Here is a 24,066-nt window from a genome sequence, read left to right as displayed (position 1 = left end):
TCGGCTCCGCGCGAGCCGCGACTTGTCCTCGTCTCGTCCCGCAGCCATAGCTGCCGGCCCCGCCTCAGCACGAGGGAGGCGGTTCGTTCGAACGCGTGGTCTTCACGCGGCCGGGGGCTTGACGATCAGGCCCTGTCCCGTCGGCAGCGCCAGGATGCTCACGCCCCGTTCTGCAGCCCAGGCATCGAAACCCCGCTTCTGCGCCTCGTACCTGACGAAACCATAGTCATCGAGGAGCACGGGAGCGCCCGGCTGCAGCTTGTCCCAGAAATGGTTGATGGCCGCGATCTCGGGCGTGACGTTGTTCATGTCGATCGAGAGATAGGCCACGGCCTCGATGTCGACGCTGGACAGCGTCGAGGGGACGCTTCCTTTCACGATCTCGACGTTCTTGAACTCGGAAAAATTGCGAACCACGCGCTCGTAGATGTCCTCTTTGTACATTTCTCGAAAGTAGCCGAGATTGCCGGAAGCGACTTCTTCTGCAGACACGATCTCTTCGTCGACCCCGGTGAAGGTATCGAACAGGACGAAGCGCCGGCCGATCTGGTTCCAGTTGAGATAGGTCATGATCGACGAACTCAGCATCCCGCGACACACGCCGCATTCGACGAAGTCGCCGGTCAGACGGGCGGCGACGCTGGCGCACCAGAGTGCGACGTGAGCTCGCCAATAATAGTGGGGCTCATAGCCTTCCGCGACGACGCCGCGCTCATAGGCGGCGACGAACCGGGGATCGCGCATGAAGTCGTGATTGTGCACGATCGTGGGGTCGGTTCGCAGCCCGCAGTAATCATACACGGGCGTATAGATTTTGTGGTTGCCTGTCCCGGATCCGGCCTCAGCCTCGGCCGGAGCGGCCGGAATGGCTTCGTTGGACGTCCCTTCCAGCTGCGCCCTGAGCTTGATGAGCTCCGTCGACATGTCGCGGAGCGCCAGACTCTCACGCTGGAGATTGCGCAGATACGAGACCGGGACTTCCTCCGTCGGCTCCTTGGCCTGTGCCACCTTGCGGAAATTGTGGGCGCCTTCGTTCGACCGCAACGCCGGCTCCATCGACTCGGCTTCGTCTGCTTGAGGCTCGTCCGGTTGAGGCTCGTTCGACTCAGGCTCGACCAGACGAACTTCGACCGGCTGCATCGTCTCGCCGTGGCGCGCCGAAAGGATCAAACGGTCCAGCGTGGACTGCCGGACAATCTGAAGCCCGGCTCGGTTCATCAGTCGATTGATCATGACGCGGTAGGCTGCTGCTTGCGGCACGAATTGCCCCCATCCGATGGGAGCGCAAACGCGTCCCGGAAAAAAACGAAGTAACTGCGACTTCGAGCAACAAGATATGTCGTCGGCCGCTCACAATCTTGAGTGTTGGGCGAATTCGTACCATCGCCCCCCGGGCGTCGCAAGCTTCATCCATGGCCGGTGCGCCAATGGTCGCAGCTGTTGCCACGACGTCACCTCCATGGTCCGCGGCGCGCCGTCAGCACGGTGCGCCGAGACGCATGACAGCAAACGGCGAGCCTGGTCGCAAGTGATTTGCCCGTCGGGTCGGCCCGATGCCTCACCTGTGAGTGGCGGACTAACAGTCCGGCGATGCGCCGTGACGCTCATTTCAACAGCGCATTCAGCGACATCACCTCTGTCCAGTCTGTCTGCGAAAAATATTCCTCTTTCTGTTTTTCGAAACTTGTTGTCTGATGCCCTCGTCCCGTGCTCCTCGAGAGGGGCGCTTCGCGATCGTCACGGACGTTGGGCGCGGGATGCGGTGGCTGCGACGAGGCCGCAGCGTGCTTCAATGGCGCGCGGACGAACGGCCTTGTTGCGGACGTGAAATCGCGTGGTCCTGGCGCCCCGAGGCTGGCGCCAAGCCGTCAGGTGATGATGATCCCGGCGGCGACGGTGGCTAAAAGCCGGACACCGGGGAGAGCGCGAGATAAGCGTGAAAACCATCGCGCGGGGAATGCCGGGCTGATCCGGCTGAACCTGTGGTGACTGCCGCCTGCTTTTCTTGCTGCAGGCGGGCCATGGGTGAGGCCATCACCCGGCATTCCCCGCGCCCTCTGTTCTCGAGGGCGAGCCGACCGCAAAGCTCGGGCGCCATGCGCGTCGCGAGGCTGAATGACGACGTGCCCCCCTGAACCTCCATCCGCGGGTGACGCTGGAGGCGCCGCCTGGCACCGCTGCAGGACCATCAGCGATCTGACGGTTACCAAATGCCCGGCAGCGTGCAGATTTTTCCGTGATTCTACGGGACTGAAAATTTACGTGGAACTCAGAAACCGACTCTTAAGCTCCAGGCGCCCACTAGAAGCCGACACACAGCCGCGCGGGGACCATGCTGAACGAACTTCTCGTGATCGAAGATGCCGATGTTCATCTGTCGATCCTGCGCAAGATCGCGGTGCAGGCCGGGTTTGCGACCACCGGCGTCAACTCGGTGGACGGCGCCATCAACGTGCTGCGCCGACGCAACTTCGAGTGCATCACCCTGGATCTGAATCTTGGCGAGCGCTCCGGCACGGAGGTGTTGCAGCTCCTCGCCGACATGAAATGCCGCACGCCCGTGCTGATCATCAGCGGCTCCGACGACCAGACCCGCGACGTGACCGTGCGAGCGGGCAAGATCCTGGGCCTCAACGTCTACCCGCCGTTCTCGAAGCCCGTCGATCTGGCATTGCTGCGCCAGACCCTGCGCCAGATTGCCGCCGACACCGACCGGCAGCGCCTCGTCAAAGCCAATATGCGCTAGCGCGTCCGCGCTTTCCCTGCTTACGCCCCCGGCTGCGCCGCGGGGCGGCCTTGGGCGTGTCGCCTTTGATGCAGATCAAGGCACCGTGCGCCCGTCGCCTGTTGGCTACAAAGGGGCGAACGGAAACGAGATGCAATGACGGCAGTGGATTCAGCCAGCGAAGCAGTGGTGGTCGAGGCCACGCCCTACGAGCTCATCGGCGGGGAAGCGGGCGTTCGACGTCTGGCCGATCGCTTCTACGCGATCATGGACGAGGAGCCGGACGCCAGCCGCATCCGCGCCATGCATGGTGCCGACCTCAGTCCGATCAGGCAGCTGCTGTTCGAGTTCCTCAGCGGCTGGCTCGGTGGACCGGCGCTGTATTTCGAGCGTGCCGAGCACCGCTGCATCATGTCGGCGCACCGCCCCTATCCGATCGGCGAGGCCGAGCGCGACGAGTGGATGACGTGCATGCGCCGCGCGATGTTCGATTGCGACATCACCGGCGACATGTACGACCTGCTCGATCGGGCGTTCCTGCGGATGGCAAACGCGTTCAGAACCCGCCCGGCGGGCTGAGTCGCCAGGACTCAGTCGCGCTTCTCGCCGGCTTCGCGGGCCAGGCGCTCGGCGCGCAGACGCTCGCGATTCTTGTAGAAGGCCCGCTGGGCCTCCTCATGTTCGCGCATGGCCTGCTCGGCCTCGGTCCTGCGCATGGCATCGCGCGCCCGACGCTCTTCAGGCGAGAGGACGCGTGGCGATCTGGCTGTGCTGTCGTAGGTCATGAAGACAGAACGCCGGAGGCCGCGAGAGGTTCCGGATCCAGTCACTCAATCTGTTTTGCGGGGAAACAGCCGGTCGCGGATGTAGCGCGACGTCGGCGTCAGGCTGAGCCCGTAGGGCTTCTGCCATACCGCGCGGTCGATCTCTTTCTTGTCACCGATCTCGAGCCGCCCCTTGGCATATTTGGCGATGAAGATCGCGTCGCTCATCTTGCGACCGGACCGCTTGTTCTTTTCGGTGACTTCCTTCCACAGCCGCAGCCGGCCGAGCTTGAGCTTCGGAAGCTCCTCCTTGATCTCGCGCTTGAGGCAGTCCTTCGCGGTTTCGCGCGCCCGCTTGCGGCCACCCGGAAACATCCAGCGGCCATCGATGCAGCGCCGGACCAGGAGAACCTTGCCGCCCTTGGCGGCAACCAGCTTAGACGCCTTGGCCATCGCTCCGGAAACTCTCACCTCGCCATGAAGCGGAGCGTAACAGGATTCGTTCCAAGTCCCGCTCCGGACCTTTGCGGAGCCCCGGTCGCAGCTCGCGACCGGGCGAACGATGCCCGGTCCCGGACACAACTCCCGGGTCCGGTGGCGCCGCCCACAGACCCTGCCTGCGGCACCTCCGGAATCTGCGCGGGGTCAATAGCAGGAGCGCGGATCAACCGCGACATACTCGCCCGACGGATAGCGATAGTAGCAATTGCCTTGCGACAAATAATAGCCCGGACGCGCTGCGGCCGTGGCACCGGCGATTGCGCCCGTGGCACCACCGATCACGGCGCCCGCGGCTGCACCGCCCGCCTTGCCGGTCAGGATGCCGCCCAGCACACCCCCGATGATGGCGCCGCCGAGCGCGCTGGCACCGGGATCCGGATCGGACGGCGGCGGCGCAGGCTCGTAGGCCACCGGCGGCGGAGGCGCCTCATACGCTGCAGCCGGCGCATAGACGACGTCGTCGGCATAGTCTTCGGACACGTAGGTCGGCGGACCTTCCATCGGCTCGGGATAATAATACCAGACGCCGCCCACATCCCACCACCAGCCCGGCCGGCCGTTGTGAACCTCGTGGCGCCAGCGGCCACCTTCCCAGCCGACCCGGCCGCGATAGGGTTGCCCACCATACTGGCGAACGCCGACGGCGCCGCGGGCATAGCGCGCGTCCGGCCCACGGCCCATGGCTGCCGGGCCGGGTCCCGGTCCATAGCCGTGGCCACGGTCATAGCCCGCGCCGGGCGGATGTCCTTGCTGCGCCACCGGCGCCGGCAGGCGCCCCTGCGGCGGCATAGCGGCCTGCGGCGACATGGCGGCCTGCGGCGGCATGACGGCCCGCGGTGGTGGTCCACCTGGCTGACCTGCCATGGGGCCCTGCTGGCGCGGCACCTGCTGCGCCTGGGGTTGGCCGGAGGGCTGTTGTCCGCCCTGCCCCTGACGGATGACACCCGGCGGACGGCCGTGCGGATGACCGGGGCCGGCCTGGTCTGGTCCACCTCCTGGCCCCTGCGCCTGGCCTGCGGTCGGCAGCGCCACGGCAGCCAGGACGGCCAAGGCCGGCAGCCAGCATCTGGTTTGATCGAACAACGTCATGCTTGCCTACCCCTCGCTCGCCCGTCATCTGCAATGGTGCTGTCCTGGCCGAGGCCGCGGCGCGCCGGGCGCCGGCCGGACAAAGTGCCCGACATCTCGGCCACACCACATCCTGCGCGACAAACCGGTAGAATCGCGACGATTTTGCGGCCAGCGCCGATCCTGCCGATCAGGATACGCGAAAAGCGCGCTGATTCGCCGCTGGGTTTGCGCTCCTCAGCGCTCCGGCGCGATGACGTTGCAATTGGTCCGCCCCGACATCAGGCAATCCTGCATCTTGCTGGCCGCGGTGAGGCTGTGGGCCAGCCACAAGCCGAAACCGACCACGATCGCTGCGAACAGCAGCGCCGCGATTGCGGGCCCACGCCCGCTGCCTTCGTCCCGATCGCTCATGCCGTCTTAAGCCTAGGCTGCTCGCAGGTCGGCCGCCGCGCCGTGGGGATCGGGGTGCTGACGCGATGCAGGCACGACCGGCTCGACCCGCGTGCAGCTCGTCACCCAGAACAGCTGCGCGCACTGCCAGCCCGCACCGAGAACGCCGGCTGGAACCGGGGTGGGCCGGGCGAGCACCGCAGTCATCACGCCGGCGCTGACCACCAGACCCACGAGCGCAAGGACGGTCGCCATGCCCCTGCGCCTCCGAAAGACCGAGGTCATGCTGGTAAACTCCGTTCGACGTCGCACCCGGGTGGTGTGCTGGTGCCCGCGGGGTGTGATGCAATTCACATCCGGCCGGCCTTTGTCGGCAGCGCGGGGGCTGCTTACATAGCCTCCAGCGCGCGCCATGCAAGCGTCAAAGCCGCCCGAGGCGGGAGAGTGGCGATAAAGCATTTGTCATCGATGCATGCGATCCTATACACACGGCCTCGCGTCGGCCCTCGCTCGTGTTCACGACACCGTGGAAGCAATGGCTTGGCGGCGCATGCAGCCCGACCGAACCACACATCAAACCACACCATCAGCGAAGTGACGACGTCTCCATGAGAGGATTCAAGGAACCCGGTTTTGCCGATCGGCAAAAGGCCGCGCAGCAGGCCCGGCAGGGCATCCTGCAGAAGTTCAAGTCGCAGCCCGGGCCGGACGATCCCGAGGTTGTGAAGCGACGGCAGGAGCGTGAGGCTGCCGCGGCCCGCCGCGAGCAGCAGCGGCTCGAGCGCGAGACCGCAAGGGCCGAGCAGAAGCGGCTCGAGGAAGAGGCCAAGGTGGCCGAAGCCGCCCGGCTCGCCCGCGAGGCGGAAGAGTTTGCCGCCCGTCAGGCCGAGATGGAAGCCGAGCAGAAGGCCAAGCGCGATGCACGCTACGCCGCGCGCAAGGCGCGCGGAAAGAAGAAGTGATGGAGCGGCGCCATGGCCGGTTTCTCGCCATGGCGCCTTCCGTCGTCAGTGCCGTGCCGTCAGTACGGTGAAGCGCCGAGCCTGACGTCGTCGGCAGCGCCGCGATCGGACCGGCTCAGTTCTTCTTCATCATGCCGTCGTCCTTCTTCATCCCGTCCTTGGACATGGCATCGTCCTTCTTCATGCCGTCCTTGCCCATGCTGTCCTTGGCCATCGTGTCCTTCTTCATGCCGTCATGGGACATCGCGCCCTTCTTCATTCCATCGTCCTTGCCCATCTTGTCCTCAGCAAACGCTGCGGGCGCAGCCGCCACGCTGAAGGCGAGAGCAGCGGCGGACAAAGCGAGGATGAGGCGGTTACGAGAGGTCATGATGGTCGCTCCTTCGGAGTGCGGGGTTGGACGGCGATCGATGCGCCGCTCCCTGATCTCGACGTTGCCTGCACCACCGTTGTTACGGACCGGCGAAATTATTTTCGGCGATCACTTTTGACGGGCGGTCGGCGGTGTTTGGAAGGTCGACACAATTTCGCCCGGCAAGCCCATGTTAGTACAATCGTTGCAAGGGATTCAGAGACTGGCATTTGCGCCGCAGCAATGTGTCGATTCCCATGCATTAGACCTCGAACGAACTGTCTGGTTCGGCTAGAGGTAAATCCGGCAGATTGGCTAATATAGGCACGCCACGAACCGGGATCCGGGAACCCAATCAGAAGTTGTCCAGGGGAAATCTCATGCTCTCACGCCGCCACGTCATCGCCTCCGCGCTCGCTGCGCCCGCCATTCTGCGGTTCGGAACCGGCACGGCCCATGCTGCCACGACGCTCAAGATCTCCCACCAATTCCCCGGCGGCACCATCGACAAGGGCGACTTCCGCGACCGGCTGTGCCGCGTGTTCGCCGAAGAAGTGTCGAAGCGCTCGGGCGGCGAGATCGCTTCGGAGATCTATCCGAACTCCTCGCTGATCAAGACCGTCGCGCAGTTCTCGGCAATGCGGAAGGGCGCCCTCGACATCAGCCTCTATCCCATGCCCTACGCGGGCGGCGAGGTTCCTGAGACCAATATCGGGCTGATGCCGGGTCTCGTGACCACCTATGATCAAGGCCTGCGCTGGAAGAACGAGCCGGTCGGCAAGGCGCTCAACGACTTTCTCGCCGACAAGGGCATCATCCTGCTGAGCTGGATCTGGCAGGCGGGCGGCGTCGCCAGCCGCTCGCGCCCACTGGTGACTCCCGACGACGCCAAGGGCATGAAGGTGCGTGGCGGCTCGCGCGAGATGGACATGGTGCTGCAGACCGCCGGCGCGTCGGTGCTGTCGGTACCGTCGAACGAAATCTACACGGCGATGCAGACCGGCGCCTGCGATGCCGGCATCACCTCCTCGACCAGCCTGATCTCGTTCCGTCTCGAGGAGGTTGCGAAGGCTCTGACCTCCGGCGCCAAGGCCTCCTATTGGTTCATGCTCGAGCCGCTGATGATGTCGAAAGCGACGTTCGACAAGCTGCCGAAGAACCAGCAGGACATCCTGGTCACTGTCGGCGCCGAGCTCGAGGCCTTTGGACGCAAGGGTGCGCAGGACGACGACATCGAGGTCGCCAAGGTCTATGAGAAGGCCGGCGCCAAGGTCGCCGAGCTCGACGCCGAGACCGTCAACAAATGGCGCGACATTGCCCGTGACACCGCCTGGAAGGACTACGGCGCAAAGTCGGCGAACTGCGCCAAGCTCCTGAAGCTCGCCTCCGACGTCGCGGCCTGATTGATGCACGCGCCCGTCTCCGATAGCGAGGCTTCGCCGACCAACGGCGCCAGCGGACCGCTGGCGCCGCTTCAGCGTGTGATCTCGCTGCTCAACAGCATCATCGTCGTCCTGGCCGCGATCGCGCTGATCGCCGCCTGCCTGATCCTCAGCTACAGCGTCGCGGGTCGCGCGCTGTTCAAGGCCGCCAACTACTGGCAGGACGAAGCCGCCGTGTTCCTGCTGGTCGGCGCCACCTTCATGACCGCAGCCTATGTGCAGGAGAATCGCGGCCACGTCAGCATCGAGGCCTTTGTCGGCTTGATGTCGCCCTTGGCCAACAGGATCCGGCTCTGGCTCGTCGACGTCGCCAGCTTCCTGTTTTGTGCCTTCTTTACCTGGAAATCCTGGACCCTCACCCATGAGGCCTGGGAAGACGGACAGGTCTCCAACTCGATGTGGTCGCCGCCGCTCGCCATTCCCTACGGCCTGATGGCCGCCGGCATGACCCTGCTGTGCATCCAGATGCTGCTGCAGATCGTGGCGCCGCTGACCGGAGCGCGTCGATGAGCGTGTTTGGAATTGGGATCGCCTACGGGCTGTCCACCCTGTTTGCGATGTTCGCGGGCATGCCGATCGCCTTCGCGCTCGGCGCCGTCGCCGTGGTGTTCATGGCGATCTACATGCCGGCCGCGTCGCTCGATACGGTGACGCAGAACGTCTACGAGGAAATGGCGTCGATCACGCTGCTGTCGATCCCGCTGTTCATCCTGAAGGGCGCTGCGATCGGCCGCTCCCGCGCGGGTCAGGACCTGTACTCCGCGCTGCACGCCTGGCTGCATCGCGTACCCGGCGGCCTCGGCGTCGCCAACGTGTTCGCCTGCGCGCTGTTCGCCGCGATGGCGGGATCATCGCCCGCGACCTGCTCGGCAATCGGCTCGGCCGGCATCCCCGAGATGCGCAAGCGCGGCTATTCCGGCGGCTTTGCTGCCGGCATCATCGCGGCCGGCGGCACGCTCGGCATCCTGCTGCCGCCATCGATCACGATGATCCTGTTCGCGATCGCCGCAGAGAAATCGCTGGGACGGCTGTTCCTGGCCGGTATCGGGCCCGGCCTGCTGCTGGTCACCCTGTTCGGCGTCTATGCCGTCGTGCGCTTCCGGCAGGAATACGCGCGCGCTAAAGCGGTCTACGAGAAGTCGGGCACCTGGTCTGACATCCTGACCAGGGACGAATACACGATGGCGCAGCGCTTTTCAGTGCTGCCGCGCGTGATTCCGTTCGTGCTGCTGCTGACCGGCGTCATGGTGGCGCTGTATGGCGGATTGGCCACGCCGTCGGAGACTGCGGGTCTCGGCGGCATTCTCGCGCTGGCGTTGATCGCGCTGATCTACGGCGTGTGGCGTCCGGCCGATCTCGCGCCGATCATGAAGGCGACGCTGCGCGAGTCGACGATGCTGATGCTGATCATCGGCATGTCGTTGCTGTACTCCTACGTGATGAGCTACCTGCACATCTCGCAGTCCGTCGCCGAGTCCATCGTCGCGATGCATCTGCCGCGCTGGGAACTGCTCGCCGCGATCCTGCTGATGGTGGTCGTGCTCGGCTTCTTCCTGCCGCCGGTCTCGATCATCCTGATGACCGCGCCGATCATCCTGCCGCCGCTGCGGGCCGCGAATTTCGACATCATCTGGTTCGGCGTCGTCATGACGATCGTGATGGAGATGGGCCTGATCCACCCGCCAGTGGGCCTGAACATCTTCGTCATCCGGAACGTCGCCCCCGACATTCCCCTGCGCGAGGTGATCTGGGGCACACTGCCGTTCGTGCTGCTGATGATGGCGGCCGTGCTGCTGCTGTGCTTCGTGCCGCAGATCTCGACCGCGCTGCCGGATCTGGTGATGGGGCCGGATCTGAGCCGGTGAGAATAGCGAATGGCGAACAGAGAGTAGCGAATAGGGATTTAGCGAGTGGGCCGCCGCCCTTATTCGCTACTCGCCATTCGCTACTCGCCTGCCTCTCGCATTCAGCGCGGCAGCGACGCGGCTCACCGGCGGGCGGCCGAGCAGCCGGCTGATCTCGTTGGTCGCCGCTAGCAGCTTGGCCATGTCTACGCCGGTCCGGATCCCCATGCCCTCGAGCATGTAGACGACGTCCTCGGTCGCGACGTTGCCGGTCGCGCCCGGCGCGAACGGACAGCCGCCGAGGCCGCCGGCGGCGGCGTCGATGACGCGGACGCCCTCCTCCATCCCGGCATAGAGATTGGCCAGCGCCTGGCCGTAGGTGTCGTGGAAATGCATCGCCAGATGCGTCACCGGCACGTCGTCGCAGACGGCACGCAGCATCTGCTTGGCCTTCAGCGGCGTGCCGACGCCGATCGTGTCGCCCAGCGATATCTCGTAGCAGCCGAGGTCCCACAGCGCCTTGGCGACGTCGGCCACCGCCTGCGGCTTGATCTCACCCTCATAGGGACAGCCGAGCGCGCAGGAGACGTAGCCGCGCACCTTGATGCCGTCGGTCTTGGCGTGCGCAACGACCGGCTTGAAGCGCTCCAGTGACTCCCCGATCGAACAGTTGATGTTGGCGCGGGAGAAGCTCTCCGAGGCCGCCGTGAACACCGAGATGACCTTGGCGCCCGCAGCATGCGCGGCCTCATAGCCCTTCACGTTCGGCACCAACACGTGGAATTCGCCGGGCAGCGCGGCCACGCTGCGCATGACCTCGTCGGAGCCGACCATCTGCGGGATCGCCTTGGGCGAGACGAACGCGCCGACCTCGACCGTGGTCAGGCCGGCGTCCACCAGCGCGCGGATGAAGGCGATGCGATCGGCCACGCTGACCAGCGTCTTCTCGTTCTGCAGGCCGTCGCGCGGGCCCATTTCGATGATGCGCACGCTCTCGCTCATGCTGCCCTCTCCGGTTGAAGGATCAGGCGGAGGGTTCGACCTCCGCCAGCTCGACGCCTTCCTGCACGATGTCGCCGACCTTGCACTTGATCGCCTTGAGCCGGCCTGCGAACGGCGCCCGCAAGGTCTGCTCCATCTTCATCACCTCGAGCGTCAGAATGGCCGCCCCCTTCTCCAGGACCGCCCCTTCCTGCGCCAGCAGCGCCACGACGGTGCCCGGCAAGGGAGCGACGATCTTGTCCTCGCCGCTCTGCTCCTCGTCGTCGCCGCCGAACGGATCGATCCAGTGCAGATCGAACCGGCCGTTGAGGGTGCGGAGATACAGCTCATGGCCCTCGATGACGGCCACCACATGGGATTTGACGCCGTCGCGCACAAGGTCGAAGCCGCCATCATCGGTGGCAATCGCCGAAAATGACGTCACGCGATTATCGATCGACAGGCTCTGCACGCCCGGACCATAGGACAGCGTGACCGTACGCGGCTCGCCGCCGGCACCCGCGCGGAAGGAGAACACGCGCTGCCGCAAGCCGACCGGCATCCAGCCGGAGGCACGCCACGGCGAGCCCTGCTCCGTTGCGGCAACCTTCTGCTCGTCGATGAGAATAGCCGCGACCGCAGCGCACAGCTCGACATCGCCAGCCGTTGCGCCTGCTTGTGTCAGCTGAGCCAGATGGCGCTCGATGAAGCCGGTATCGATTGCATTGGCCACGATATCCGGATGCGTCAGCAGCGCCGACAGGAACGGTATGTTGCTGACGATGCCGCGGACATCCGTGTCCTCCAGCCCACGATTGAGCCGTTCGATGGCAACCTCGCGCGTCGGTGCCCAGGCGATCATCTTGGCCAGCATCGCGTCGTAATAGGGCGAGACGGCATCGCCTTCGCGATAGCCGGCATCGACGCGCAGGCCGGCGGTCTCCGCCGCCGTTCGCCAGGTCTTGATGGTGCCGACCGAGGGCATGAAGTTCTTCGCCGGATTTTCCGCGTAGACCCGGGCCTCGATGGCGTGGCCGTTGAGCCGGATCTCGTCCTGCTTCAGCGGCAGCTGTTCGCCGAAGGCGACACGCAGCTGCCATTCGACGAGGTCGACGCCGGTGATCAGCTCGGTGACGGGATGCTCGACCTGCAGCCGCGTGTTCATCTCGATGAAGAACACGTCGCGGCCATCGGAGACGAACTCGATGGTACCCGCGCCGACATAGCTGACCGCACCCGCTGCACGGCGAGCGGCCGCGCAGACCGTCTCGCGCTGGGCCGGGGTCAGCGTCGGCGACGGCGCCTCCTCGATCACCTTCTGATGCCTTCGCTGCAGGGTGCATTCGCGCTCGAACAGCGAGACCAGGTTGCCGTGGCTGTCGCCGATGATCTGCACCTCGATGTGGCGCGGGTTCTCGACGTATTTCTCGATCAGCACGCGATCGTCGGAGAACGCGGCCTTGGCCTCGCGCTTGGCGCTGGTGACGGCATCAGCGAGATCGCTCGCCGCATGGACCACGCGCATGCCGCGGCCGCCGCCACCGGCCGAGGCCTTGATCAGCACGGGGAAGCCGATCCGCGCGGCTTCGTTGGCGAGCGTCGCTTCGTCCTGCGCCTCGCCGTGATAGCCGGGCACCAAGGGCACGCCGGCCTGCTCCATCAGGAATTTGGAGCCGGATTTCGAGCCCATCGCGGTGATCATCGCCGCTGTCGGCCCGACGAACACCAGCCCGGCGTCGAGACAGGCCTGCGCGAACTCGGCGCTCTCGGACAGGAAGCCATAGCCGGGATGCACCGCCTCGGCACCGGTCTGCCTTGCGGCCTCGATCAGCCGCTCGATGTTGAGATAGGAGTCGCGGGCGCGCGCCGGCCCGAGCAGCACGGCCTCATCGGCGAGCGCGACATGCAGTGCGTTGCGGTCGGCCTCGGAATAGACCGCGACGGTCTTCAATCCCATCGCGCGCGCCGTCTTGATGACGCGCACAGCAATCTCGCCGCGATTGGCGATCAGGAGCTTGCGGAAACGACGATACAGTCCGGGAGGAGCCATGATCACATCCTGAACAGGCCGAACCTGGTCGGCTCGACCGGGGCATTGGCGGCAGCGGACAATCCGAGCCCGAGCACGAGGCGGGTATCGGCAGGATCGATGACGCCGTCATCCCACAGCCGGGCTGTCGCGTAGTACGGATTGCCCTGCGCCTCGTATTGCGCGCGGATGGGGCTGCGAAACTTCTCTTCCTCCTCGGCCGGCCAGCTCTCGCCCTTGGCCTCGATGCCGTCGCGGCGGACCTGGCTCAGCACCATCGCCGCCTGCTCGCCGCCCATCACCGAGATGCGCGCATTCGGCCACATCCAGAGGAAGCGCGGTGCATAGGCGCGGCCGCACATGCCGTAATTGCCGGCGCCATAGGAGCCGCCGATCACCACCGTGAACTTGGGCACCGCGGCGGTCGCAACCGCCGTCACCAGCTTGGCGCCGTCACGGGCGATGCCGCCGGCCTCATATTTCTTGCCGACCATGAAGCCGGTGATGTTCTGCAGGAACACCAAGGGAATGTTGCGCTGGCAGCACAGCTCGATGAAGTGCGCTCCCTTCAGCGAGCTCTCGCTGAACAGGATGCCGTTGTTGGCGATGATGCCGACCGGATGCCCCCAGATGTGAGCGAAGCCGCACACCAGCGTCTGGCCATAGAGCTTCTTGAACTCGTCGAACTCGGAGCCGTCGACCACGCGCGCGATGATGTCGCGCACGTCGAACGGCTTGCGGCCATCGGCCGGCACCACGCCGTAGATCTCCTCCGCCCGATAGCGCGGCTCGCGCACCTTGCGCATGTTGAGCACGGTGCGGGCACCCGGCGGCTTCAGGGTGCCGACGATGCGGCGCGCGATGCCGATCGCATGGGCATCGTTCTGCGCGTAGTGATCGGTCACGCCGGACTGCCGCGAATGGACGTCGGCGCCGCCGAGTTCCTCGGCGCTCACCACCTCGCCGGTCGCAGCTTTCACCAGCGGCGGGCCGCCGAGGAAGATGGTGCCCTGATTGCGCACGATGATGCTCTCGTCCGACATCGCCGGCACATAGGCGCCGCCCGCCGTGCACGAGCCCATCACGACCGCGATCTGCGGAATGCCGGCGGCCGACATCTGCGCCTGGTTGTAGAAGATGCGGCCGAAATGCCGCTCGTCGGGGAAGATCTCGTCCTGCAGCGGCAGGAAGGCGCCGCCCGAGTCGACCATGTAGACGCAGGGCAGATTGTTCTGCCGCGCGATGTCCTGGGCGCGCAGGTGCTTCTTCACCGTCATCGGGTAATAGGTGCCGCCCTTGATGGTGGCATCATTGGCGACGACGACGCATTCACGGCCGGCGATACGGCCGATGCCGGTGACGATGCTGGCCGAATGCACGTCGCCGCCATAGAGCCCATGGGCCGCCAGCGGCGACAATTCCAGGAACGCCGTGCCGGGGTCGAGCAGCAGGTCGACGCGCTGCCGCGCCAGCATCTTGCCGCGCGCCAAATGGCGCTTGCGCGAAGCCTCACCGCCGCCGTCCGAGACCTGAGCGAGCTTGGTGCGGAGGTCTGCGACCAGCGCGCGCATGCTCTCGGCGTTGCGCGCGAAATCGGAGGACGAGGGATCGATCGTGGAATGAAGCGTCATGATCGCCGTCTTCGTTGCTGGGGCCGGATGGAAAGCCGAGGGAGCACGCGTCAGACCGCGCGCGGCCGGAGGGACCGCTGCGAACGCGGGTGTACCATCTCTGCCGGCATGCTGTCCTCCCTGCGTTCGGGCGGCCGATTGGAGCCGTCCCTTGTTCTCGAATTAAACGATCATACGTTTTTAAATTCTATTCTCAAGGGGATTGTTGTATGTTTCGGGCCGACGATCATGATATTGAGAATACGAGTGTTTTTGTATAAAATTCACGGGCGCGGGTCGGATCAGGCGGCCGACGCGCCCGCAACCATCCGGCGAGGCTGAAGATGGCGCGCACGATCGGGTCGCATGGTCCGACGACGATGGAGGCGATCCGCAAGGCCGGCCTGCGGCTGATCTTCCAGCATGGCTACGCGGCCATGAGCCTGCGCCAGCTCGCCGCAGAGGTCGGCATTCAGCCCGGCTCGCTCTACAACCACATCAGCACCAAGCAGGAGCTGCTGTCCGATCTGATCCAGGATCACATCAACGACCTGCTGCGCGAGCTGGAGCTGGTGCTGCGTGACAAGCACGGACCGGTCGCACGGTTGCGGGCCTTCGTCGCCTTCCACGTCAGCTACCACATGACGAGGAAGCGCGAGGTGTTCATCGCCAATTCGGAGTTGCGCAGCCTGGAGCCGCGCAACTATGCGGCCGTCGTGGCCCTGCGTGGCGCCTATGAGCGCCGGCTGACCGACATTCTGGCCGACGGCGTGGCGGAGGGCGTCTTCGAGGTGGTCGACGTCCAGGTCGCGACCTTCGCGATCATCGCGCTGTTGACGGGGCTGTGCAGCTGGTATCGTCCGGGCGGCCGGCTGACCAAGGACGCGATCATCGCCGCCCATGAAAAGCTGGTGCTGTCCGGCGTCATGCCGCAGAGCGCGGGGCGCCCGCCGGGCGGCCGAGACGCCATCCCGACCGAATAGGCGCATGCGGCGATGGCTGACACTCCCGACCTCGACGCAATCGATCGCAGGCTCCTGGCCGAGCTGCAGGAGGACGGCCGCATCCGGATCAACGAGCTTTCCGAGCGCGTCGGCATCTCCCAGCCCAACTGCCTGCGCCGTGTCCGCGCGCTGCGCAGCCGCGGCGTGATCAAGGCGATCCGCGCCACCATCGACGAGCGACTGCTAGGCTATGAGGTGGTCTCGTTCGTCACGATCCAGCTCGACAGCCAGCACCAGAGCGCGCTGCAGGCATTCGAGGCTGCGATCATGCCGCTGCCCTGGGTTCAGCAATGCTGGCGGCTGTCGGGGGATGCGGACTTCCTGCTGAAATGCGTCTCGACCGGCGTCGAGGGCATGAGCCAGCAGCTTCGGCAGTTCGCCGCCCTGCCCGGCGTCCGCGCGATCAGAAGCTTTCCGTCGCTCGGCCAGTCCAAGGACGGACCGCTGCCGATCCCGACCGGCCCGGGCTAGACGACCCGGGCTACGGCGTCCATGCCTCTGCGCGCCGACCAGTGAGCCCGTTGTCGGGCTCAGACGGGAGGCCCAAGAGCAGTGCTTCGAGATCCGTCCGAAATCAATGCGTCCAAGGCTCGCCGCGGCGGAACGAGAAGTTGTCGGCATAGGCGATCTGCCGCTTCACCGGCTCCTTCGGCTCGATCACCTGGTACGGAATGCCCTTGCGCTCGCAATAGGCGATCGCCTCTTCCTTGCTGTCGAACCGCAAGGTCAGCTGCTGCTTCATGTCCGAGGACGAGGTCCAGCCCATCAGCGGCTCGACGGCGCGCGGCTGCTCCGGCTCGTAGTCCAGCTGCCAGTCCCGGGTCTTGGCCTTCCCCGATTGCATGGCGTTCTTGGCCGGCTTGGAAATGCGTGCAGTCATGGCTGGAAGAGCCCCTCGAAGCAGCGGTCGTCAGGCGTTTGGCGGAAACGGCCGGGATGGGTTACATCAAACGTTCAGCACGGAACGGTGATTCCCATCCAGGACATGACCGTTTATCGTGCCCGGTATAGTCATTCTGCCGTCCCGTGACAATCTCGGTCGACTGCCACGGCGCCTCCCCTGCTCCCCGAACGTTTTCCATTCAAAACAGTGCGTTGAAGCGGCCATGAAAATCAATGCCACGCTGCCCGACAGAGGGCGCGACCTTCGGCTCGACCTGTTTCGCGGGATCGCCAACTGGGCGATCTATCTCGATCATATCCCGGACAATGTGGTGAACTGGATCACCACGCGAAATTACGGCTTCAGCGACGCCGCCGACCTGTTCGTGTTCATCTCGGGCTATACCGCGTCGTTCGTCTATGCGCGCATGATGATCGATCGCGGCTTCATCGTCGGCGCGACACGGCTGACCAAGCGGGTGTGGCAGCTCTACGTCGCCCACATCGTCCTGTTCGTCATTTACATCGTGGCCATCAGCTATCTGGCGACCCGGTTCGGGGTTTCCGAGATCATCGACGAGTTCAACGTCGCCGGCTTGGTCGACCATGCCAGCGACACGCTGGCGCAGGGGCTGATCCTGAAGTTCAAGCCGGTCAATCTCGACGTGCTGCCGCTGTACATCGTGCTGATGGGATTCTTCCCGCCGGTGCTTTGGATGATGCTGCGCCAGCCGGACCTGACGATGATTGCCTCGATCGTGCTCTGGCTCGTAGCGCGCCAGATGGGCTGGAATTTCGCCGCCTATCCCGCCGGCACCTGGTACTTCAACCCGTACTGCTGGCAGGTGCTGTTCGTGTTCGGCTCGTGGTGCGCGCTCGGTGGCGCCCGCCGCTCGATGAGCATCATCATGGCGCCGGCGACGCTCTACTTCTGTCTGGCCTATCTGCTGCTCGCGCTGATCATGACCATGGCCGGCCGCTTCCCGGACTACGGCACGATGTTGCCGCACTGGCTGTATTCGGCGTTCAACCCGAACGACAAGACCAATCTCGCCCCCTATCGCTTCCTGCATTTCGTCGTGATCGTGATCCTGGTCATCCGCTTCGTGCCGAAGGAATGGCCGGGCCTGGAGTGGAAGGGCTTCGACCCCCTCGTCGTCTGCGGTCAGCAGTCGCTCGCGGTGTTCTGCGTCGGCGTGTTCCTGTCGTTCATCGGCCACTTCACCTTGATGCTGAGCTCGGGCTCGCTGCTGGCGCAGATCCTGATCAGCGCCGCCGGTATCGCCATCATGACGACGGTGGCCTATTACATTTCGTGGTCGAAGCGGCAGGACAAGCCGCTGCCGAAACCCGCCGCACCGAAACCAGCCGCGTCCTCGTGAGGGGAGCCGCGCGGCCGCTTCCCGGCGGCTTTGGCGGTTGACCTGCATCAAGCAGGGCCTGGTGCCGGCTGGCTAAGGTTGTCAGCACACGGGAGCCGCGTGCCGCGGCATGCGCTCCCTGGCGCAAGCTGCTCACGCGGCGATTTGCTGACAAGGACCAGATCATGTCGACCCATTTCCATGCCGTCATTTGGCTCGATCACAGCGAGGCCAAGCTGTTTCACATCGGCCTGACCGGTGCCGACGAGCTGACGCTGCATCCGCATCTGCAGACCAAGCATCTTCACCACAAGGCCAATGCGATCGGCAGCGGCCACGCGGCGCCCGACAAGCACTTCCTCGAGGAGATTGCGAGCGCGCTCAACGATGCCGGAGAGATCCTGATCATCGGCCCCGCGGGCGCCAAGACCGAGCTCGCCAAGCATCTGCGCGAGAAACATCCCGCGATCGGAAAGCGCATCGTTGCCGTCGAGGCAGCGGATCATCCGAGCGACCGCCAGATCGTCGCCTATGCGAAGCAGCACTTCAAGATGGCGCCGCCGCGCGTGGTGACGGGCACCGCGGGCTGAAACCCGCCGTCGCCGCGCGCAGTGCCTTGATCGAGCCGACGCTGCAGATCCATCGTTGCCATGCCGGCCGCCAATCGCGGCCGGCATTGTTTTGCCCGGCCCGGCTGGCTCACATCTGGCCGCGCGATGTCGCGAACACGCGCTGCACAACGTTGCCGATGACGCCGCGCAGACCCAAGCGATTGATTTGATTTACCGCAAAGACGCGAGATCCGGATTGCGCTGATGTGAGGGCTGGCGGATGTTCCTTCCCCGGATTCACCCGCACCACTTCGGATGCTCCCGGGTTTTGCCGCTGCGGGAGCATCCGAATTTTTTTGAGCCGCGCCAGCCACGACGGCTCCCCCTCGGCATCCATCAAAGCCCTGGCGTGACGCCGATGATCATGCGGGAACGACTGCCAGGCGGCCTCGCCCACAATCCCCATGGTTGTACTGCTCGCAGCTGGGGCCTTGAGGCCGCGTGATCAGGCACATCCCTGCCGCGCGATGAGGAAATGGTCGGGGCAGCTGGATTCGAACCAACGACCTGCAGTACCCAAAACTGCCGCGCTACCAGGCTGCGCTATACCCCGATATCCTCGACGGACCAATGTCCTGGAAGACCCCGTCACTACACGGTCACGGCCTCCGCAGCAAGACCGCGGACGGCACCGTTGGAGACCCCTCGCCCAAAACGCCCAGGCCAGAGAACGACAAAGCCCCGGGGTCCCCGGGGCTCCGCAACATCCGTCGATGCTTTCGCTCAGTGCGAGGATAGCGCCGGCGAGCCCGTCTCCGGGTGAATCTCCGCCGCCATCATGCCCTTGGAGCCGGGCCCATAGCGGACCAGGACCCACTGGCCGGGGCGCAGCTCGGTCATGCCGAACCGGCGCAGCGTCTCCATGTGCACGAAGATGTCCGGACTGCCTTCGCCACAGGTGACGAAGCCGAAACCGCGCAGCCGGTTGAACCACTTGACCTGGGCCCGCTCCAGCCCGCTGGTCGGCGTCACCGTGACATGGGTGCGCGGCGGCAGCATCTGCGCCGGATGGATCGCCGTCGACTCGTCCATCGAGACGATGCGGAAGGCCTGATAGCCCTTCGCCCGCTGGACGCACTCGACGACCAGCCGCGCGCCTTCATAGGCGGTCTGATAGCCATCCCGCCTCAGCACCGTGACGTGCAGCAGCACGTCCGGCCAGCCATTGTCGGGAACGATGAAGCCGTACCCCTTGGAAGCATCGAACCATTTGATGACGCCGCTGATTTCGACGAGGTTCTCGCCAAGACCTGTGAGCGCATCAATCGCCGAATCTCGCTCGACGCTGCCTTGATAGTCAGCCCCGAGCCGGTTTGGTGTAGTTACACCAGTGACCGGTACTCCAAGCTTCTTGGACTCAAATCCGTCCGACCCCATAACCCCGGACCTCACAGATGAATTGTGAGCCGCCACCCCTGCAACGGCGCCCTGCGCATGCTCATCGACTATACCCCCGACGAGTCACGCGAATCTCTCGAATCAAAGATAACATTCCCTCGTGCCGCGCATAGACAAAAATCGGATTCAGTGAGGCATATGAACAGACTTGCCGACAAAAATGCATCAATTTCCGTTCAATTACGGATGAATGGTCCGAGCACTTCACCGATGTCGAAGCGAATGACGAGGTCTGCAACGTCGTCCTGATCGGTCGGTTCCCGGTTGATGATCACCAATCGCGCACCCGCCTGCTTTGCCATCAATGGAAAGCCTGCTGCCGGCCATACAACCAGCGATGAGCCGATCGCGATGAACAGGTCGCAGTGCTGCGCAAGCTCGGCCGCACGTTGCATGTCGTCCTCCGGCATGGACTGACCAAAGGACACGGTCGCCGTCTTCACCGGCTCAGCGCAGGCCGGACAATCCGGTGCAAGACCATCGGCCTTGAACCGCTCCTGCACCCAGGCGAGCTCGTAGCGCTGCCCACAGCCAATGCAGCGCGCATAGGTGGTGTTGCCGTGCAGCTCGATGACATGCTCCCCGGCGAAGCCGGAATCCTGGTGCAGATTGTCGATGTTCTGGGTGATCACGGCCGGAATCTTCCCGGCACGGTAGAGTGACGCCAGCGCGCGGTGACCGCGGCCGGGACGCGCTGCGGCAAACGTCTCCTGCATCGCGAAGCGGCGGCGCCACGCCTCGTCCCGCGCATCCTGGCTGGCGACGAACTCCGCGAAGTCGATCGGCCGGTTGCGCGTCCACAGTCCGCCCGGCGAGCGGAAATCAGGGATGCCCGCCTCGGTCGAGATGCCGGCGCCGGTGAAGGGCACGATCACGCGCGCGGCTGCGATCATGTCACCGAGACGGTTCACGCCCTCCTGCAGATCAGACGCAATCATCAGTGGAGCACCACATGTCGGATCGTCGCGGGTCCTCCATAGCACGTTCGGGGCAGCGGCGGCACGTTTGCCAGCTCATCGTTGCACCATGTGGCATCCGCTGGAAACCCCTGGGCTTGGGAGCGCACGCGGCGCGAGTCCGGAGGCCAACCTGCACCTGCGGGATGGCGACGGTCTCGGGGGCTCGCCCGAGCCGAGCCATGTGCCATCCACACGCGTCCGCAATCACGCCGCAATCAGGCAGCCACATCGCGGCAGCGATTCGCCAGGAAGTTTGTCGCGCGTCTCATGGCCGGACTCGCCGGATAGCAAACCGGAGCAGAGGGATTCCGTGGGACAGGACGAGACGCAGCACGATCGGCGCACGCAGGAGCGCGCCGAGATCGCGGCAAGACTTGCACGATTCAAGTCGACGCAGGAGAAGTTTGCCCGCGAGCGCAAGGAATATGCGCGGCAGGCCTGGCGTAAGGCTGATCGCGGCGAGGCCGCGGAATAGCGTTGTCTGCAGCTCGGCGTGCAGGACGAGCCCGGGGGCCGATGCCGCCCGGGCTCCTCGATTCCTGAGTGGCGCGCACGCTTACCAGTGATGGCGCCGGTGGTGGTGACGATAATAGTAGGGCCCACCATAATAGGCATAGGGACCAGGCCCGTAGACATAGCGTGGACCGTAGTCATAGCCGTAGTCCGGACCGTAGTCATAGCCGTAGTCCGGACCATAGCCATAATAGTAGGGATGCGCCGCGGCGATGGCACCCGCGGTCAACGCGCCTGCGGCAAGACCGAATGCGAGGCCAGGGCCGATGCCGCGCGCCTGAGCCGGAGCCGGCGCGACGAGTGCGGTTGCGGCGACAGCGCCAGCGGTCGCGAGAACAGCCAGTGTCTTTCTCATCATCGATGTCCTCCAATTCCGATGCGTCCAAACAACGCAGACGCCGCCGGATTGGTTGCAGCTCGGTCCATGGCTGTCGTTGCGGGAACCAGCAGCCGGTTGATGCGTTTGGTCCGGTCAACATGGATCGGCAATGGCAAGTTGGCTCGAGCTTCTGTTCAACATCATCGGCTATGGCGGTTTCGTCGTGATCGCATCCCGTCACCATGGACCTGACGTTGTCAGCGCGGCGCGCGAGCCGCACGGCGACGGTTCCCCCGAGGCGTAAGGGGATCGCGGCCGACCGCTGTGTCCTCCACAGGAGATCCGCAGCATATCCACAGCCCCAGGCCCCGAGCTTAACCAACGCGATCAACGGCTTGCTGCGCAACATGGGCAGGCTTGTCCCCCAACCGGCAAGGGCACCCTATCCGGGACGATGAAGTGCGATGGCACGGCCGTAAGGCGCGATCGACTCTTCCCGCAAGATCATTGAACCTTTGGGCGGATGACCGAGACACATCAGTACTGGGGATTTAAGGGCCCAGTCTTCGAGGGTAGCGCCACGCGACGAAGATATTCCGTCGCGCTGGCGCTGCTGTCGTTTCGGCACCGTCCAGGATGCTGCGAACGTCGGCGTCGATAGTCGATCCCCACGGCAGCGCCAAGCAGGACACCTGCTAGACAGAACACCATGAAACGAAAAAGGCCCCCTTTTCAGGGAGCCTCTGGTCGCGATTGATTGTCTGCGAGAGCAGGATCAGGCGACCGCGTCCTTGGCGGCCTTGACCGGGCGGGCGCGCACGATCTTGCGGGCCGGCTTGGCCTTGAACATCATCTCTTCGCCGGTGAAGGGGTTGGTGCCTTTGCGCGCCTTGACGGCCGGCTTCTTGACGACAACGAACTTCGCGAAGCCCGGCACCAGGAACACGCCGTTCTTCTTCAGCTCCTTGTGGCCGACGTCGGTCAGCGTCTCCATGACGTTCTTGACGTCACGCTTGGACAGCTCGGTGGTGGTCGCGATCTTCTCGATGAGTTGCGACTTGGACAGTTGGGTAGCCATCGTATCTCCTTATGATTGGTACCGATGAATGAGGTGACGACTGCGCGGCTATCAGCGCATTGCTGCGCAGACTTGTCGGGGCTTTCTGGCTGCATTGCACAGCCGGGACTTCAGTCGTCTGGTGGCGTATCACCCCGCGATTTTTCGGGATTCTCCTGCATTTCTAGGGGCCCCGAAGCACCCACAGCGGCGCCAAAATTCCAACGGAGCGCGGAGAAGTCAAGCTGCGATGCGCATCGAATGGAGCATGCGATTCATTTTCCCCTATATTTCCAGGCATTTTCGATGGTCCTGCGTGATTTTGGCCGCACAGGGCGTTCGAAAACCGCTGAAAAACCCGTATGCGGCTGCATCGCGTCCATTCGTTCGCACGGCGAATCACTGCCAAAATAGCGATTCGCGGCCATCCCGAGCGTCCCGCAGCATGGCGCAGACCCGTCGGGCGCTCCGTCGTGCGAACCACAATTCCGCGCGAGCCGGTGCTCCGCCAGGCTCAGCTGTGATGCGCACGCGAGCCAATTGCTGCTATGGATCGGCGTCCGCAAGCGGCCGTTGAAACTCCGCTTCAAGCTCAGGGAGAGAAGAAACGATGCGTTATCTCCACACCATGCTGCGCGTGCGCAATCTCGACGTGGCGCTGAAATTCTACTCCGATGCGCTCGGCCTCAAGGAGGTGCGCCGCATCGACAACGACAAGGGCCGCTTCACCCTGTTGTTTCTTTGCGCACCCGAGGATGAACACCTGCTGAAGAGCCTGCCGGCGACGCGCGGCGCTCCGCTGGTCGAGCTCACCTACAACTGGGACGAGGAGAGCTATGGCGAGGACCGCTTCTTCGGCCATCTCGCCTATGAGGTCGACGACATCTACGCCACCTGCGACCGGCTGATGAAGCTCGGCGTCACCATCAACCGGCCGCCGCGCGACGGCAACATGGCGTTCATCCGTTCGCCCGACCTGCATTCGATCGAGCTGTTGCAGAAGGGCGAGCCGAAAGCTCCGGCCGAACCGTGGCTGTCGATGCCGAACACCGGACATTGGTGATCCGCCCGCCATCTTCGACGTGCCGGAACATCACGGCCCCCCTCGCGTTGTCGCTTCGATTGACGCAGCGCTTTGAGGAGGCCGTGATGGGTCGAGGACTTCTACTGTGGTTGTTGGGCGTGCCGATCCCGGTGATCATTCTGCTGTGGCTGTTCTTCGGCCGCTGATCGCCGTGAATGACAGGTTCGACGGAAAAGCCCCGCTTGCACGCGGGGCTTTTTGCGTAAC

General features: G+C 64.7%; 29 protein-coding genes and 1 tRNA gene. 13 read left to right on the top strand and 17 right to left on the bottom strand.

The features are described 5' to 3' along the window. Positions 1-102: 102 nt before the first annotated feature. Complete coding sequence (locus QQL87_RS01375) at positions 103-1,044, bottom strand: TylF/MycF/NovP-related O-methyltransferase (RefSeq protein WP_284416169.1); 942 nt, start codon at positions 1,042-1,044, stop codon at positions 103-105. A 1,288-nt stretch (positions 1,045-2,332) separates the two neighbouring features. Here QQL87_RS01375 and QQL87_RS01370 point away from each other — a divergent pair. Then, positions 2,333-2,746, top strand: a complete 414-nt coding sequence (locus QQL87_RS01370) for a response regulator (protein WP_284416170.1) — start codon at positions 2,333-2,335, stop codon at positions 2,744-2,746. Positions 2,747-2,881: 135 nt separating this feature from the next. Continuing rightward, positions 2,882-3,304, top strand: coding sequence for a group II truncated hemoglobin (locus QQL87_RS01365; protein ID WP_284416171.1), 423 nt, complete (start codon positions 2,882-2,884; stop codon positions 3,302-3,304). Between the two features lie 11 nt (positions 3,305-3,315). Here QQL87_RS01365 and QQL87_RS01360 read toward each other — a convergent pair whose 3' ends face one another. From QQL87_RS01360 to QQL87_RS01340, 5 genes are all read right to left on the bottom strand, one after another. Further along, on the bottom strand, positions 3,316-3,510 hold the full coding sequence (locus QQL87_RS01360; protein WP_284416172.1) for a hypothetical protein: 195 nt from the start codon (positions 3,508-3,510) through the stop codon (positions 3,316-3,318). A gap of 45 nt (positions 3,511-3,555) precedes the next feature. Next, the gene (locus QQL87_RS01355; RefSeq protein ID WP_284416173.1) at positions 3,556-3,942 is read right to left on the bottom strand and encodes an NUDIX hydrolase; all 387 of its coding nucleotides are present in this window, start codon (positions 3,940-3,942) and stop codon (positions 3,556-3,558) included. A 192-nt stretch (positions 3,943-4,134) separates the two neighbouring features. Further along, on the bottom strand, positions 4,135-5,079 hold the full coding sequence (locus tag QQL87_RS01350) for a hypothetical protein (protein WP_502871121.1): 945 nt from the start codon (positions 5,077-5,079) through the stop codon (positions 4,135-4,137). A 216-nt stretch (positions 5,080-5,295) separates the two neighbouring features. Further along, a complete protein-coding gene (locus QQL87_RS01345) occupies positions 5,296-5,472 on the bottom strand; it encodes a hypothetical protein (RefSeq protein ID WP_284416174.1) in 177 nt (58 codons plus the stop codon). Between the two features lie 12 nt (positions 5,473-5,484). Next, on the bottom strand, positions 5,485-5,706 hold the full coding sequence (locus tag QQL87_RS01340) for a hypothetical protein (RefSeq protein WP_349817253.1): 222 nt from the start codon (positions 5,704-5,706) through the stop codon (positions 5,485-5,487). A gap of 353 nt (positions 5,707-6,059) precedes the next feature. Between QQL87_RS01340 and QQL87_RS01335 the strand changes: the two genes are divergently transcribed. Further along, positions 6,060-6,413, top strand: coding sequence for a DUF6481 family protein (locus QQL87_RS01335; RefSeq protein WP_284416176.1), 354 nt, complete (start codon positions 6,060-6,062; stop codon positions 6,411-6,413). Positions 6,414-6,528: 115 nt separating this feature from the next. Here QQL87_RS01335 and QQL87_RS01330 read toward each other — a convergent pair whose 3' ends face one another. Next, entirely contained in the window at positions 6,529-6,783 is a 255-nt protein-coding gene (locus QQL87_RS01330; protein WP_284416177.1) for a pentapeptide MXKDX repeat protein, read from the bottom strand. 362 nt (positions 6,784-7,145) lie between these two features. On the opposite strand from QQL87_RS01330, the gene QQL87_RS01325 reads away from it, so the two are divergent. Genes QQL87_RS01325 through QQL87_RS01315 form a run of 3 tightly spaced genes read left to right on the top strand, consistent with a single transcriptional unit; the run spans position 7,146 to position 10,072 of the window. Next, positions 7,146-8,168, top strand: coding sequence for a TRAP transporter substrate-binding protein (locus QQL87_RS01325; RefSeq protein WP_284416178.1), 1,023 nt, complete (start codon positions 7,146-7,148; stop codon positions 8,166-8,168). A gap of 3 nt (positions 8,169-8,171) precedes the next feature. Further along, entirely contained in the window at positions 8,172-8,717 is a 546-nt protein-coding gene (locus QQL87_RS01320) for a TRAP transporter small permease (RefSeq protein WP_284416179.1), read from the top strand. Then, positions 8,714-10,072, top strand: coding sequence for a TRAP transporter large permease (locus QQL87_RS01315; RefSeq protein ID WP_284416180.1), 1,359 nt, complete (start codon positions 8,714-8,716; stop codon positions 10,070-10,072). Before QQL87_RS01320 ends, QQL87_RS01315 begins: the two co-directional genes overlap by 4 nt. A 66-nt stretch (positions 10,073-10,138) precedes the next feature. Here the strand turns inward: QQL87_RS01315 and QQL87_RS01310 are convergent, their stop codons facing one another. From QQL87_RS01310 to QQL87_RS01300, 3 genes are read right to left on the bottom strand one after another with little or no spacing between them, the layout of a single operon-like run. Then, complete coding sequence (locus tag QQL87_RS01310) at positions 10,139-11,053, bottom strand: hydroxymethylglutaryl-CoA lyase (RefSeq protein ID WP_284416181.1); 915 nt, start codon at positions 11,051-11,053, stop codon at positions 10,139-10,141. A gap of 22 nt (positions 11,054-11,075) precedes the next feature. Beyond that, a complete protein-coding gene (locus tag QQL87_RS01305) occupies positions 11,076-13,082 on the bottom strand; it encodes an acetyl/propionyl/methylcrotonyl-CoA carboxylase subunit alpha (RefSeq protein ID WP_284416182.1) in 2,007 nt (668 codons plus the stop codon). A gap of 2 nt (positions 13,083-13,084) precedes the next feature. Beyond that, a complete protein-coding gene (locus QQL87_RS01300) occupies positions 13,085-14,692 on the bottom strand; it encodes a carboxyl transferase domain-containing protein (RefSeq protein ID WP_284416183.1) in 1,608 nt (535 codons plus the stop codon). A gap of 323 nt (positions 14,693-15,015) precedes the next feature. Between QQL87_RS01300 and QQL87_RS01295 the strand changes: the two genes are divergently transcribed. Together QQL87_RS01295 and QQL87_RS01290 are read left to right on the top strand one after the other, a co-directional pair. After that, positions 15,016-15,654, top strand: a complete 639-nt coding sequence (locus tag QQL87_RS01295) for a TetR/AcrR family transcriptional regulator (RefSeq protein ID WP_284416184.1) — start codon at positions 15,016-15,018, stop codon at positions 15,652-15,654. Between the two features lie 12 nt (positions 15,655-15,666). Further along, entirely contained in the window at positions 15,667-16,146 is a 480-nt protein-coding gene (locus QQL87_RS01290) for an Lrp/AsnC family transcriptional regulator (RefSeq protein ID WP_284416185.1), read from the top strand. Positions 16,147-16,249: 103 nt separating this feature from the next. Here QQL87_RS01290 and QQL87_RS01285 read toward each other — a convergent pair whose 3' ends face one another. Continuing rightward, the gene (locus QQL87_RS01285; RefSeq protein WP_284416186.1) at positions 16,250-16,555 is read right to left on the bottom strand and encodes an ETC complex I subunit; all 306 of its coding nucleotides are present in this window, start codon (positions 16,553-16,555) and stop codon (positions 16,250-16,252) included. Positions 16,556-16,781: 226 nt separating this feature from the next. On the opposite strand from QQL87_RS01285, the gene QQL87_RS01280 reads away from it, so the two are divergent. Both QQL87_RS01280 and QQL87_RS01275 read left to right on the top strand, forming a co-directional pair. After that, positions 16,782-17,939, top strand: a complete 1,158-nt coding sequence (locus tag QQL87_RS01280) for an OpgC domain-containing protein (RefSeq protein WP_284416187.1) — start codon at positions 16,782-16,784, stop codon at positions 17,937-17,939. A 164-nt stretch (positions 17,940-18,103) separates the two neighbouring features. Further along, positions 18,104-18,508 (top strand): translational machinery protein, encoded by a 405-nt coding sequence (locus tag QQL87_RS01275; RefSeq protein WP_284416188.1) that lies wholly within the window; start codon positions 18,104-18,106, stop codon positions 18,506-18,508. A gap of 109 nt (positions 18,509-18,617) precedes the next feature. Here the strand turns inward: QQL87_RS01275 and QQL87_RS01270 are convergent, their stop codons facing one another. The 4 genes from QQL87_RS01270 to QQL87_RS01255 all read right to left on the bottom strand — a co-directional run bounded on the left by QQL87_RS01270 (position 18,618) and on the right by QQL87_RS01255 (position 20,865). Then, positions 18,618-18,935 carry a hypothetical protein gene (locus QQL87_RS01270; RefSeq protein ID WP_284416189.1) on the bottom strand — a complete coding sequence of 106 codons (318 nt, stop codon included), beginning with the start codon at positions 18,933-18,935 and terminating at the stop codon, positions 18,618-18,620. 70 nt (positions 18,936-19,005) lie between these two features. Then, a tRNA-Pro gene (locus tag QQL87_RS01265) sits at positions 19,006-19,082 on the bottom strand. A 170-nt stretch (positions 19,083-19,252) separates the two neighbouring features. Beyond that, positions 19,253-19,906, bottom strand: a complete 654-nt coding sequence (locus QQL87_RS01260) for a cold-shock protein (protein WP_284416190.1) — start codon at positions 19,904-19,906, stop codon at positions 19,253-19,255. 197 nt (positions 19,907-20,103) lie between these two features. Beyond that, entirely contained in the window at positions 20,104-20,865 is a 762-nt protein-coding gene (locus QQL87_RS01255) for an SIR2 family NAD-dependent protein deacylase (protein ID WP_284416191.1), read from the bottom strand. Between the two features lie 331 nt (positions 20,866-21,196). On the opposite strand from QQL87_RS01255, the gene QQL87_RS01250 reads away from it, so the two are divergent. Next, complete coding sequence (locus QQL87_RS01250; protein WP_284416192.1) at positions 21,197-21,361, top strand: hypothetical protein; 165 nt, start codon at positions 21,197-21,199, stop codon at positions 21,359-21,361. An 81-nt stretch (positions 21,362-21,442) separates the two neighbouring features. Here the strand turns inward: QQL87_RS01250 and QQL87_RS01245 are convergent, their stop codons facing one another. Beyond that, entirely contained in the window at positions 21,443-21,754 is a 312-nt protein-coding gene (locus QQL87_RS01245) for a hypothetical protein (protein ID WP_284416446.1), read from the bottom strand. A 133-nt stretch (positions 21,755-21,887) separates the two neighbouring features. Between QQL87_RS01245 and QQL87_RS01240 the strand changes: the two genes are divergently transcribed. Beyond that, positions 21,888-22,022: a hypothetical protein gene (locus QQL87_RS01240; protein ID WP_284416193.1), complete on the top strand. Its 135-nt coding sequence runs from the start codon at positions 21,888-21,890 to the stop codon at positions 22,020-22,022. Between the two features lie 471 nt (positions 22,023-22,493). On the opposite strand, the gene QQL87_RS01235 is transcribed toward QQL87_RS01240, so the two are convergent. Next, positions 22,494-22,796, bottom strand: coding sequence for an HU family DNA-binding protein (locus tag QQL87_RS01235; RefSeq protein WP_006614754.1), 303 nt, complete (start codon positions 22,794-22,796; stop codon positions 22,494-22,496). A gap of 589 nt (positions 22,797-23,385) precedes the next feature. Between QQL87_RS01235 and QQL87_RS01230 the strand changes: the two genes are divergently transcribed. Continuing rightward, complete coding sequence (locus QQL87_RS01230; protein WP_284416194.1) at positions 23,386-23,838, top strand: VOC family protein; 453 nt, start codon at positions 23,386-23,388, stop codon at positions 23,836-23,838. The last annotated feature ends 228 nt before the right edge of the window (positions 23,839-24,066 follow it).

Origin of the sequence: Bradyrhizobium sp. SSBR45G (genome assembly GCF_030159255.1) — a bacterium.
GTDB lineage: Bacteria > Pseudomonadota > Alphaproteobacteria > Rhizobiales > Xanthobacteraceae > Bradyrhizobium.
This window is presented reverse-complemented; position numbering and strand designations above follow the sequence as displayed.